Source organism: Streptomyces millisiae, from assembly GCF_031845425.1.
GTDB lineage: Bacteria > Actinomycetota > Actinomycetes > Streptomycetales > Streptomycetaceae > Streptomyces > Streptomyces millisiae.
The window spans coordinates 22,270-34,907 of sequence record NZ_JAVREM010000011.1 but is presented as its reverse complement, the minus strand read 5'-3'; the positions used below and the strand labels follow the sequence as shown (position 1 = coordinate 34,907).

General features: G+C 72.2%; 9 protein-coding genes. 4 read left to right on the top strand and 5 right to left on the bottom strand.

Annotated elements, in window-relative coordinates; translation table 11 throughout:
* Window positions 1-43: 43 nt before the first annotated feature.
* The 4 genes from RNC47_RS12160 to RNC47_RS12145 all read left to right on the top strand — a co-directional run bounded on the left by RNC47_RS12160 (window position 44) and on the right by RNC47_RS12145 (window position 4,514).
* On the top strand, window positions 44-1,291 hold the full coding sequence (locus RNC47_RS12160; protein ID WP_311598155.1) for an FUSC family protein: 1,248 nt from the start codon (window positions 44-46) through the stop codon (window positions 1,289-1,291).
* Window positions 1,292-1,436: 145 nt separating this feature from the next.
* Entirely contained in the window at window positions 1,437-2,924 is a 1,488-nt protein-coding gene (locus RNC47_RS12155; protein ID WP_311598154.1) for a toxin glutamine deamidase domain-containing protein, read from the top strand.
* Between the two features lie 29 nt (window positions 2,925-2,953).
* Window positions 2,954-3,238, top strand: a complete 285-nt coding sequence (locus RNC47_RS12150; protein ID WP_311598152.1) for a YrhB domain-containing protein — start codon at window positions 2,954-2,956, stop codon at window positions 3,236-3,238.
* Window positions 3,231-4,514: a YrhB domain-containing protein gene (locus tag RNC47_RS12145; protein WP_311598151.1), complete on the top strand. Its 1,284-nt coding sequence runs from the start codon at window positions 3,231-3,233 to the stop codon at window positions 4,512-4,514. Before RNC47_RS12150 ends, RNC47_RS12145 begins: the two co-directional genes overlap by 8 nt.
* 80 nt (window positions 4,515-4,594) lie before the next feature.
* On the opposite strand, the gene coaE is transcribed toward RNC47_RS12145, so the two are convergent.
* The 5 genes from coaE to polA all read right to left on the bottom strand — a co-directional run bounded on the left by coaE (window position 4,595) and on the right by polA (window position 12,606).
* The gene (gene coaE / locus RNC47_RS12140; protein ID WP_311598150.1) at window positions 4,595-5,188 is read right to left on the bottom strand and encodes a dephospho-CoA kinase; all 594 of its coding nucleotides are present in this window, start codon (window positions 5,186-5,188) and stop codon (window positions 4,595-4,597) included.
* Window positions 5,189-5,197: 9 nt separating this feature from the next.
* The gene (locus RNC47_RS12135) at window positions 5,198-6,151 is read right to left on the bottom strand and encodes a proteasome assembly chaperone family protein (protein ID WP_311598148.1); all 954 of its coding nucleotides are present in this window, start codon (window positions 6,149-6,151) and stop codon (window positions 5,198-5,200) included.
* A gap of 149 nt (window positions 6,152-6,300) precedes the next feature.
* Complete coding sequence (gene rpsA / locus RNC47_RS12130; RefSeq protein ID WP_311598146.1) at window positions 6,301-7,803, bottom strand: 30S ribosomal protein S1; 1,503 nt, start codon at window positions 7,801-7,803, stop codon at window positions 6,301-6,303.
* Between the two features lie 525 nt (window positions 7,804-8,328).
* Window positions 8,329-9,774, bottom strand: a complete 1,446-nt coding sequence (locus tag RNC47_RS12125; protein ID WP_311598144.1) for a lytic transglycosylase domain-containing protein — start codon at window positions 9,772-9,774, stop codon at window positions 8,329-8,331.
* A 117-nt stretch (window positions 9,775-9,891) separates the two neighbouring features.
* On the bottom strand, window positions 9,892-12,606 hold the full coding sequence (gene polA, locus RNC47_RS12120; RefSeq protein WP_311598332.1) for a DNA polymerase I: 2,715 nt from the start codon (window positions 12,604-12,606) through the stop codon (window positions 9,892-9,894).
* Window positions 12,607-12,638: the final 32 nt, after the last annotated feature.

Sequence of the window (12,638 nt, the reverse complement as noted above, 5' to 3'; positions counted from 1 at the left end):
GGGCAGCCAGTCGATGGACGCTTCACCACGAAAGGGGTCGGGCGTGCCGGACGTACCGGAGAGCCTGGTCGATCTGGCCAAGCGGGGTGGTGAGCCCGTGGTCGTGCAGACCCTCCGCTCCGCGACCGCGGCGACCCTGGCCTATATCGTCGCCCTCTGGCTCACCAACGTCACGGCCCCGCTGCTCGCTCCGCTCACCGCGCTGCTGGTCGTCCAGGTCACCCTCTTCGCCACGCTCACCGCCGGCGTGCGCCGGGTCAACTCGGTGATCGCCGGGGTTCTGATCGCCACGGCCTTCAGTGTTCTGGTCGGCCTGAGCTGGTGGAGCCTCGGGCTGCTGATCCTCAGCGCGCTCGCCCTCGGTCACCTGGTGCGGGTCGACGAGTTCGTGCCCGAGGTGGCGATCAGCGCCATGCTGGTGCTCGGCGTCACCCAGCACGCGGAGACCGCGTGGGACCGGGTGCTGGAGACGCTGATCGGCGCGGTCGTCGGGCTGCTGTTCAACCTGGTGATCCTGCCCCCCATCTGGGTGCGCCCGGCCGGCGAGGACATCGAGCAGCAGGCGCGCCGGATGCGGGAGTTGCTGAACCGGCTCGGCGAGGAGGCGGACGAGCCCCGGACCCCGGTCTCGCGGATCGCCGCCAAGATGGAGGAGGCCCGCCGCCTGGACGAGGCCATCGCCGAGGTCGACGCCACGCTCACCCAGGCGGAGGAGAGCCTGCGCCTCAACCCGCGCGTCAAGGAGCCGCTGCTGACCAGGATCGTGCTGCGCACCGGCCTGGACACTCTGGAGTCCTGCGCGGTGATCCTGCGCACCATGTCGCGCAACCTCACGGACCTGGCCACCCGCCGCACCGACGAGCCGCTGTTCCCGCCCGAGGTGGCGTCGGCGCTGCGCGAGCTGTTCACCTACCTGGCCGGGGCCATCGACAGCTTCGCCACGCTGATCACCAGCCAGGTCAGCAGCGCGGCCGACGAGGCCGAGAAGTTCCTCGCGGTGGAGCTCGACGCCGCCAGGCTGAGCCGGGAGCACGTCGCGAAGCTGCTGCTGACCCGGGTTCAGGAGCATCCGCAGCAGTGGCAGCTGCACGGCTCGCTGCTGGCCGACGTCGACCGGATGCTCGACGAGCTCGACATCGAGAAGCGCTCGGCGCACCTGGCCGAGGAGCTGGACCGGATGTCCCGCGAGGAGAGCCGCCGCTACCCCCGGCTGCGCCGCATCGCCGGCACCGCGCGCCGTGTCAGGCGCCGGCTGCCGAGCCTCCGCCTCGGCGCGGGGAGCGGAAGCTGACGCCGTCGGCCCGAGGCCGGTTCGGCCGGCGGTCGGTGACGCCTGCGACGAACCTGCGACACAACCCCGGTTGAGCCGGGCACGAGCTGGCGTCTACCGTGCCGGGGACACATAGATCTGCTGATCACACGGGGGCACACGGAACATGGCACGACCGTCTGACTGGTCTCCGGTCGACATGGACTCGGACCCGACACCCGGTGACCCGGACGACGTTCGGCACCTCGCCGACGAACTCCAGACCTTCGCCGACGAGGTGGGCGAGGCACTCGGCCGCGTCCGGGGCATGGCCGAGGAGCGGGCCGTCCTGGACTGGGCGGGTCTGTCGGCCGAGGCGTTCCGCGCCGAGTTCGACGGCGTGCCGGGCAACCTGCAGAAGCTCCAGACCTCGTATGACATGGCCGCCCAGGCGTTGCAGACGTACTGGCCGAAGCTGGAGACCGCGCAGGGCATGGCCGACCGCGCCCTGGACCGCGCGATCGCGGCGCAGGCCGACCTCTCCTCCGCGCAGGCCGCGCTCTCCGACGCGCAGGACTGGGTCTCCCGGGCCGGCGACGAGGCCGAGCGCCTGGAACGTGAGGGCGAGCGCGACGACATCGAGCCGCCTTCCGAGGCCGAGGTCCGCGCCGCGACCCGTGACGCCACCGCCGCCCAGAGCGCGGCCTCCTCCGCCCGGTCCCGCGTGGACGCCGCCGAGGAGGCGCTCTCCGCCGCGCGTGAACTCGCCCGACAGGCCAAGGAGATGCGTGAGGACGCGGCCCGGGTCTGTGCGGACGAGATCGACGAGGCGTCGGACGCCGGCATCCAGAACCGGCGGTGGTGGGAGGACGCCGTTCACTGGGTGTCCGAGAACTGGGACACCATCGTCGCGGTCTGCAAGGTCGTCGTCGCGGTGCTGGGCATCGTGGTCATGATCATCGGCGGCCCCCTGGCCTGGGTCGTCCTGGCGGCGGCGCTGGTGGTGTTGGCCGACACCCTCTACGACTACGCCAACGGCCGAGCGACACTGTGGGACGTCGCCTTCGCCGCCCTCGACTGCATCCCCGGCATGAAGGGCCTCACCACCCTCGGCGGCCTCGCCATGGGGCTCAGGGGTGGCATCACCGCCCTGCGGGGCGGTCTCCGCGGCATGGGCGTGGCGATGCGCCGCGTCGCGAGCAGGCTCAGGCGGCAGCCGCCACCCGTCATTCACGCGGGCTCGATGAACCCGGTCGACGCGCAACGGTTCATCGACACCAACTACCCGTGGCTCGGCGAGGTGAACGCCACGGGCTTCCCCGGCCACACCCAGAACTGCACGAACTGTGTCGTCGCCGTCGACCGCCGGCTCGACGGCTTCCGGGTGACCGCGGCGCCGATGGCGGGTCCCGGATGGGTGAACCAGGCGGCACTGCGCGCAGAGAGTGTGCAATGGCAGAACGCGACGAGTTACGACGACATCGCCCAGAATCTGATACGCAGAGGAGAGGGGGCGAGAAGCGTCGTGTACATTTCGAGGCCCAACGGTACGGCCCATGTCTTCAACGCGGTTAATTCCCCGCAGGGGATCGTCTTTCTGGACGGCCAGTCAGGCCAGTTGGGGTACCTGGAAGAAGGCGTATCCTCGATATCCCACCTCCCCTATCGGGGCTAGCGCTCCGGACTCCACGAGGGAATATCCACATGATTTCGCAAGACGAAGCGATGCGGATCGCACTGGAATATCTGCAGAATGCCTATCGGAACGAGCAGTACACGTTCGTGATGCAGCCGGAGCTCACGCAGGGATATCGGACCGTGTGGGCCGTGCGCTTCGACACCCAGGAGCACCTGGACACCGGGGACTTCACGAAGGCCCCGATGACACGCGTGCTCCTGGTGCCGAAGGACGGGTCCACGCCGTGGTGGCCGCCCTCGGCCTGGTCCGTGAGCGAGTTCGAGGCGCAGCTCGGGCCCCGCGATGAGTGATCCCCGGCAGCGGGCCGAGCGGTGGCTCGACCAGACCTACCGGGGCCGGGTCGCGCTGCACGGTCCCGCCCCCGTCCAGGAGACGCCGGAGACCTGGCTCTTCGCCTGTGCCACGACCGACGGATCGGCCATGCTCAACGCCTCGCTGGCCGTGCCGAAGAACGCCAGCACGCCGTTCCACCCGGCGACGGACGACCCGGGGGCCGACCTCGCGGCCTTCGACGCCGCGCCGAGCCCCCGGGACCCGCTCGCCCAGGCCCGGCGCACCAACGCCCGAGGCTGCGTCCTGGCCATGCACGCGGCGCTGGGCGGCGCGAAGGCGACGCCGCTGCCGTGGCGGCCCGAGCACGAGAGCCCCGGCTGGTGGGAGCGGCTGGTGCGCCAGTTCTCGCCCGACGCCGACGTGGCCTCGTTCGACGACTGGAACGAACTGGCCACCGAGGTCGAGGTGTACGGCCCTGACGCGCGGGGGCTGGTGTGGATACGCCGCGAGCTCCACGGGGTGGAGTCCAGCGGCCACCTGCTCTACGCGCACCACACCAAGGGCCAGGTCGCGCTGGTCGACCCGATGGCCGGCCGGCTTGGCCGGACCGAGACGCAGGGCGTCAGAGAGCTCGTCCTGGCGGTGGCCCCCAGCCCCGGCCCGACACCCGCGCCCGTGGCCGCCGGCCCCGGCTGGCAGACGCCGGCCGAGAGCTTCGACGCGGCGGTCGCCAAGGCCGAGGCCTGGCTCGGCGAGATCTACGGCGGGGAGGCGGTCCTCGTCGCCCCCGACCCCGCGGACGAGGGGCCGCGCGGCTGGCTCTTCGCCTGCAACACCAAGAGCTTCGCCGAAACGGGCCACTGGGCGGACGGCATGCTGGACGCCGCCCTGGTCGTCCCCAGGAACACGGCCCAGCCCTTCGCCCTGCCCAACTCGGCGCCCTGGACCTGGCTCCGCCAGTGGCAGGAAGGCGGCACACCGCCCGTCGCGCCCCCGCAGCCCGGTCCCGCCGCCTGGCTCGCCCCGACGATGAGCCGCCTCGGCGGTGTCCTCTCGACGAGCGACCACGCCGACTGGCCGTCGCTGACGGCCGAGTTGGCGCGCTTCCCCGAGGGAAGCAGGGCGGTGGTCTGGGTCCGCAGGAGCGACGCCCGGGGCCGGGAGTCCGTGGGCCTGCTGCTCAACGGCATGTGCACGGCCGACGGCATCATCCTGCTCGACAGCATGACCGGCGAGTCGGCGTCCCTGGAGACCGAGGGCATCAGGGCCCTGCACCTGATCCGCTACCGCTGAGCGCTCTGCCGGGAGTGCCGCGCCGGGCCGCCTCTCTCCGCGGCGCCGTCGTGGCCGGCCCGCTCAGCGGTTCCGTCGCGTCAGGCGGTCCCGGCGAGGCGGGGCCACAGCTCGTCGACCTGGCGTTCCAGGTCGTCGAGCGTGCCGTCGTTGTCGAGCACGAAGTCGGCGATGGCCAGGCGCTCCTCGCGGGTGGCCTGGGCGGCCATCCGGGCGCGGGCCTCCTCCTCGGTCATGCCACGAAGGCGCACCAGGCGGTCGAGCCTGGTCTTCTCGGAGGCGTCCACCACGACGACCACGTCGTAGCGGTCCTGTAGCCCACCCTCCGCGATCAGCGGCACGTCGTGCACGACGACGGCGTCCGGCCCGGCGGCGGCCTGCAGCTCGGCGGAGCGGGCGGCCACCAGCGGGTGGACGATCGCGTTCAGCGCCCGCCGGCGTGACTCGTCGGCGAAGACGATCTCGCCGAGCCGCGCCCGGTCCAACGTGCCCTCGGGCGTCAGCACCTCGGGGCCGAACTCGGCCGTCACGGCTGCCAGCCCGAGAGTGCCGCGGGCGACCACCTCACGGGCGATCAGGTCCGCGTCCACGATCACCGCCCCGCGCGCGGCCAGCAGCCGCACCGCCTCGCTCTTGCCGGCACCGATGCCGCCGGTCAGGCCCACTGTCCGCATGCCCGCAGGCTATCGCTCGCCCTCGCCGTCCTCCCGCTCGGCCAGGAAACGCTCGAAGACCTCGCCCAGTTCGTCCGCCGACGGCAGCTCGACCGGCTCGGCGACCAGGCTGCCCCGGGTGGCGATCCCGGCGAGCGCGTCGTACTGCTGCTCGAGGCCGCGCACCACGGCCACCAGCTCCGAGTCGCCCTCGGCCAGCTCGCGCTCGATCTCGTTCTGCGTCTTCAGGGCGCGGCCGCGCAGCGCGTGCGCCGTCTCGGGCAGCACCAGACCGGTGGCCGCGGTGATCGCCTCGAGCACGACGAGCGCCGCGTCCGGGTAGCGGGAGCGGGCGATGTAGTGCGGGACGTGCGCGGCCACGCCGAGCACCCCGTGGTCGGACTCGGAGAGGCGCAGCTCCACGAGTGCGGCGGCGCTGCCGGGGACCTGGGCCTCGTCGAACATGTTCCGGTGTCCCGGCATCAGCTCGGCCGCCCTGTTGCCGTGCGGGGTGAGGCCGACCGGGCGGGTGTGCGGCACGCCCATCGGGATGCCGTGGAAGGTCACGGCGAGCCGCACGCCGAGGCGCTCGACGATCTGCCGTACGGCGAGCGCGAAGCTCTCCCACTCGACGTCCGGCTCGGGGCCCGAGAGCACCAGGAACGGCTGGCCCGTGGCGTCGTGTAGCAGCCGCAGTTCGATGGAGGGCGTGGTGTAGGAGGTCCACCGGTCGCGCCGGAAGGTCATGGTCGGCCGCCGGGCGCGGTAGTCGATCAGGCGGTCGTGGTCGAACCTGGCCACCGTCGTGTAGGGGCGCCCGTCGAGCAGCTGCTCGATCAGCTGCCCACCGGTCTCGCCGGCGTCGATGAAGCCCTCGAAGTGATAGATCAGCACCGGGCCGGCGCTGTCCGAGCCGCCGGTCGCCTCGTCGACCTGTGCCAGGCCGCGCGGCTCCCATGAGTACAACTCCCGCGGATCGCGCACCGTGACCGCTCCCCTTCCGCTGTTTCGCGTACTCACGCGACAACACCCCGCTCCCGCACGGCATTCCCGTGGCGGAAACGGGCGAGGCCCGCACCCCCGAGGGGGTGCGGGCCTCGCCGTCACAACGGTGCGGACCTCGCGGTCTCCGATCAGCTCTGGCCGCCGGCCAGCTTCTCGCGCAGCGCCGCCAGGGCCTCGTCGGACGCCAGGGCGCCCGAGTCCTCGGTCTGCGGCGACGAGTACGAGCCACCGCCGGAGCCGCCCTGCTGGCCACCGCCGCCCGAGCCGGCGGCCTCGGCCTCGGCCTGGGCGTCCGCCTCGCGGGACTTGATGACCTGCGCCTGGTGCTGCTCGAAGCGGGACTGGGCCTCCGCGTACTGGCGCTCCCACTCCTCCCGCTGCTTCTCGTAGCCGGGCAGCCAGTCGTTGGCCTCCGGGTCGAAGCCCTCGGGGTAGATGTAGTTGCCCTGGTCGTCGTAGGAGGCGGCCATGCCGTACAGGGTGGGGTCGAACTCCACGGCCATCGGGTCGGGCCCGAAGTTCTCGTTGGCCTGCTTCAGCGAGAGGCTGATCCGGCGACGCTCCAGGTCGATGTCGATGACCTTGACGAAGATCTCGTCGTTGACCTGGACGACCTGCTCCGGGATCTCCACGTGGCGCTCGGCCAGCTCGGAGATGTGCACCAGACCCTCGATGCCCTCGTCCACCCGGACGAACGCGCCGAACGGCACCAGCTTGGTGACCTTGCCGGGCACGACCTGCCCGATCTGGTGGGTGCGGGCGAACTGCTGCCACGGGTCTTCCTGGGTCGCCTTGAGCGACAGCGAGACGCGCTCGCGGTCCATGTCGACGTCCAGGACCTCGACCGTGACCTCCTGGCCGACCTCGACGACCTCGGAGGGGTGGTCGATGTGCTTCCAGGAGAGCTCGGAGACGTGCACCAGGCCGTCCACGCCGCCGAGGTCGACGAAGGCGCCGAAGTTGACGATCGAGGAGACGACGCCGGAGCGCACCTGGCCCTTCTGCAGGGTGGTGAGGAAGGTCTGGCGGACCTCGCTCTGGGTCTGCTCCAGCCAGGCGCGGCGGGAGAGCACCACGTTGTTGCGGTTCTTGTCCAGCTCGATGATCTTGGCCTCGAGCTCCTTGCCGACGTACGGCTGGAGGTCGCGGACCCGGCGCATCTCCACGAGGGAGGCGGGCAGGAAGCCACGCAGACCGATGTCGAGGATGAGGCCGCCCTTGACGACCTCGATGACGGTACCGGTGACGATGCCGTCCTCGTCCTTGATCTTCTCGATGGTGCCCCAGGCGCGCTCGTACTGGGCGCGCTTCTTGGACAGGATCAGGCGGCCTTCCTTGTCCTCCTTCTGGAGGACGAGCGCCTCGATCTCGTCACCGACGGCGACGACCTCGTTGGGATCGACATCGTGCTTGATCGACAGCTCGCGCGAGGGAATGACGCCCTCGGTCTTGTAACCGATGTCGAGCAGGACCTCGTCCCGGTCGACCTTCACGATGACGCCGTCGACGATGTCGCCGTCGTTGAAGTACTTGATCGTCTCGTCGATCGCGGCGAGGAAGGCTTCCTCGGAACCGATGTCGTTGACCGCAACCTGCGGGGTGGTCACGGTTGTCTCGGTGCTGCTCGTCATGTGGTAAAGGGCTCCGGTACGGACATTCGTAGGCACTGCTACGCCGGAGGCCCAGTATCGCACTGCCGAAGCCGGACAGCCTGAGAAGCGCGCTCCTGGTGGCCCGCGAGCCCGAACGGGCCCTTGAACCGGAGACGCCTCGACAACCGAGGGGACATACAACAGATGCGAGCGCGACCTACTCCGTCCGAGGCGCGCAGGCCCGCGACGCGCCTTATAGCATACGGGCGCATCGGAGCGGGGTCAATGCGCGCTTCGCCCCACGAGGGGCGCTAACGGGCCAAACCAGGCGCTCCTGCCCGAGCGAACGGCTCGAAGGGGCCGCCGCGCCACGTGCGGCGCGCCGGATAGCGGGTCCTTCGGACCGGGATCGGCGCTGGTGGGAGAGTGCTGCTGCCGGTCCGGGCGTGGCACGCCGTGGGTCGGGGCGGCCCGCCCGGGCGCGTGCGGGGTGCCCGCCCCGGCGGAGCGATCGGCCCGGAGGAACGGCGGAGCGCGCTCCCCCGGGCCGGTGTCGGGTGGGTCTCAGACCGCCCGACGGGTCGCGGTGGCCGTCGGCTCCTCCGTGCCGTCCTGCTGCTCCTCGTCCCCGTCCTCAGCCGGGTCCTCCGGGTCCGTGGGGTCCTCGGGGTCCTCCGGGTCCCCGCACTCAGCGGGGTCGTCCGGGTTCTCCGGGTCATCGGGGTTCTCGGGGTCGGTCGGGTCGGCAGGCTCCTCGGGGCTCTCCGGCTCCTCCGGGGCGGGGGTGCCGGTCTCCGGGGCCTCGGGGTCGTCGGGGTCAGCCGGGTCGGTCGGGTCCTCGGGCTCGGTCGGGCACTCCGGGTCCGTCGGGTCCGTCGGGTCCGTGGGGTCCTCGGTGCCCGGCTCCTCGGGCTCGGTCGGCTCCTCGGTGTCCGGCTCCTCCGGCTCCTGCGGCTCCTCGGTGTCCGGCTCCTCCGGCTCCTGCGGCTCGTCCGTCCCGGGGTCCTCCTCGTCCTCCTCCGGCGGGAGGTTGATCGAGCCGTCGCTCTCGACGGGCGGCCGGGGGGTGTCCGGCCGGTCGTCGGCGGCCGGCGGCTCCTGGTCGTCGGTGGTGTCCCGGCCGGCCGGGGTGCGGCCGCCGTCCCGGTCCGGGACGGCCGGGTTCCGCGGGTTGCCGGGGCCGGGGCTGGTCGGCAGGTCGCCCTCGCCGTCCGGGACCTCGTGGACGCCGTCGCGGTAGTAGTCGATCCAGGACCTGACCGTCCGGACGTAGTCCCACGAGTGGTTGTAGCTCAGCAGCGCCTGGTCGAGGTTGTCCGGGTCGGCCAGGCTGCGGCCGGAGGCGCACAGGTAGTTGGCCGCGGCCAGGGCCGCGTCGTAGACGTTGTTGGGGTTGGAGACGCCGTCCCCGTTGCCGTCGGCGCCCCAGCGGGCCCAGGTGGAGGGGATGAACTGCATGGGCCCCACCGCCCGGTCGTAGCGGGAGTCGCTGTCCCACTGGCCGCGGTCGGTGTCGAGGATCTGGGCGAAGCCGTTGCCGTCGAGCACCGGGCCGAGGATCGGGGTCGTGGTGGTGCCGTCCGCGTCCACGTCGCCGCCCCTGGCGTGGCCGGACTCGACCTTGCCGATGCCGGCCAGCACCTCCCACTCCAGGCCGCAGCCCGGGGTGGTCCCGGCGACCGTCTCCGCGGCCCGCCGGTAGGCGTCGAGGACGGTGGCGGGGATGCCGGCCTCGCTGCGGCCGCCGCCCTCGGCGCCGGCGCCGCCCCCGCCGCCCTCGGCGGTGTCGAGCGGCGGCAGGTCGGTGTGGTACGGCGGGTCGCCCACCTCGGCGGGCTCCTCGACCTCGGCCGGCTCCTCGATGCCGGGGCGCTCGACAGGCTCGGGTGGACCGGCCGTGTCGCTGCCCAGCACGTCGGACGCCTGGGAGGCGGTGAGCGCCGCCATGGCCGCGGCGGCCACGGCGGACCCCGAGATTCCCCTGCGGATCCTGCTGATTCGCAACCCCACGCCTCTTCCCCTCCATCGGCCCTTCGGCGACTCGGTGCGGTGACCTGGACGACAGTACGACAGGTGTCGGTTCCCGGGCCAGGGACCCTACTGGTCTGGAGGGAGGGGCAGTTGGGGTCAGTGGGCCGCGGACTCCCAGTTCTCGCCCCAGCCGACCGAGACGTCGAGGGGCGCGCGCAGCTGGACCGCGCCGGCCATCTCGCGCCGCACCAGCGCCTCCAACGGCGCGCGCTCGCCGGGCGCGACCTCGAGCACGATCTCGTCGTGGACCTGGAGCAGCATGCGGGACGCCAACCCCTCGCGGCGCAGCGCCTCGTCCACCCGCAGCATGGCGATCTTGACGATGTCGGCGGCGGTGCCCTGGATCGGGGCATTGAGCGCCATCCGCTCGGCCATCTCGCGGCGCTGGCGGTTGGAGCTGGTGAGGTCGGGCAGGTAGCGGCGGCGGCCGAGCAGCGTCTGGGTGTAGCCGATGGCCCTGGCCTCGTCGACCACATGCTGCAGGTAGTCCCGCACGCCGCCGAACCGCTCGAAGTAGGTGTCCATCAGGGCCCGCGCCTCGTCCCGCGCGATGTTCAGCTGCTGCGACAGGCCGAAGTCGGAGAGGCCGTAGGCCAGGCCGTAGCTCATGGCCTTGATCTTGCGCCGCATCTCGGCGTCGACCTGGCCCCGCTCGACGCCGAAGACCTGCGAGGCGACGGTGTCGTGCAGGTCCTCGCCCGAGGTGAACGCCTCGATCAGGCCGGCGTCCTGGGAGAGGTGCGCCATCACGCGCAGCTCGATCTGGCTGTAGTCGGCGGTCAGCAGGGCCTCGAAGCCGTCGCCGACCACGAAGCCGCGCCGGATGGCCCGGCCCTCGTCGGTGCGGACCGGGATGTTCTGCAGGTTGGGGTCGGTGGAGGACAACCGGCCCGTGGCGGCCACGGTCTGCTGGAAGGTGGTGTGGATGCGGCCGTCGGAGGCGATCGTCTTGATCAGGCCCTCGACGGTGGAGCGCAGCCTGGCCTGCTCCCGGTGGCGCAGCATGATCACCGGCAGTTCGTGCTCGGTCTGGGTGGCGAGCCAGGCGAGGGCGTCCGCGTCGGTGGTGTAACCCGTCTTGGTCTTCTTGGTCTTGGGCAGCCCGAGCTCGCCGAAGAGGACCTCCTGGAGCTGCTTGGGCGAGCCCAGGTTGAACTCGTGGCCCACGGAGGCGTGCGCCTCGGTGACCGCCTGCTGGACGGCCGCCGCGAACTGCTGCTCGAGCCGCTCCAGCCAGGCGCGGTCGGCGGCGATGCCGGCGCGCTCCATCCGGGCCAGCAGCTCCGAGGTGGGCAGTTCGAGGTCGGTCAGCAGCTCGCTGGCGCCCACGTCCGCCAGGCGGCCGGCGAACGCCTCGCCCAGGTCGAGCACGGTGCGCGCCTGCCGCATCAGCGACTCCGCCTCGGCCTCGTCGTCGGCGCCGAAGGCCAACTGGCCGCCCTGGTCGGCCGGCTGGGCCAGCTCGCGGGCCAGGAACTCCACGCTCAGCCCGTCCAACGCGAAGGAGCGGCGCCCCGGCTGGACGAGGTAGGCGGCGAGCGCCGTGTCCATGGTGATGCCGGCGAGCGCCCAGCCGTGCTCGGCGAAGACCCGGCGGACGGCCTTGGCGTTGTGCACCACCTTGGGCCGCTCGGGGTCGGCGAGCCAGCCGGCGAAGGCCCGCTCGTCGGCCTCGTCGATCACGGCCGGGTCGAACCAGGCGGCCGGGCCGTCCGCGGCGGCCAGCGCGACGGCGTGCACGCTGCCGGCGCCGAGCTTCCAGTCGTCCAGGGTCGCGACGCCGAGCGGGGCCGCGCCGCGCTCCGCCAGCCAGGGCTCGAGGCCGCCCGCGGTGAGCAGGACGCCGTCGACGGTGAACTCGCCGAGCGCGCCCGTCTCTGGCTCCTCGGACCGGCCGGGGTCGACGGCGAACAGCCGCTCCCGGAGGCTCGGGTTGCGGAACTCCAGGGCGTCGAGCAGCACGGTGAGCGCGGACTCGTCGTAGGGCTGGCGCGCCAGGTCGGCGGGGAGGCAGCCGAGCTCGACGTCCCGCGCGAGCTCGGTGAGCACCCGGTTGAGCTTGACCGATTCCAGGTGGTCGCGGAGATTCTGGCCGGCCTTGCCCTTGACCTCCTCGGCGCGCTCCACCAGGCCGTCGAGCGAGCCGAACTGGTTGATCCACTTGGTGGCCGTCTTCTCGCCGACGCCCGGGATGCCCGGCAGGTTGTCCGAGGGGTCGCCGCGCAGGGCGGCGAAGTCCGGGTAGAGGGCGGGCGGCAGGCCGTACTTCTCCTGGACCTTCTCGGGCGTGAAGCGGGTGAGCTCGGAGACGCCCTTGGTCGGGTAGAGCACGGTGATCCGGTCGCTGACCAGCTGGAACGCGTCCCGGTCGCCGGTGACGATGGACACCTGGAAGCCCTCGTCCGCGGCCTGGGTGGCCAGCGTGGCGATCACGTCGTCCGCCTCGTATCCGGCGACCGCGAACCGGCGCACCCGCATGGTGTCGAGCAGCTCGCCGATCAGCTCGACCTGGCCCTTGAACTCGTCGGGCGTGGCCGACCTGGTGGCCTTGTACTCCGCGTAACGGTCCGAGCGCCAGGTGGTGCGCGAGACGTCGAAGGCGACGGCCAGGTGCGTGGGCGCCTCGTCGCGCAGCGTGTTCACCAGCATGGAGGTGAACCCGTAGATCGCGTTGGTCGGCTGGCCGACCGCGGTGGTGAAGTTCTCCGCGGGCAGGGCGAAGAAGGCCCGGTACGCCAGGGAGTGCCCGTCAAGCAGCATCAGGCGCGGGGCGCTGGGCGGGGCCGCCTCGGCCTTCTCCTTCTCGGACATCTCAGCCTTCCCGGAGCTCTTGTTCTCAGCCA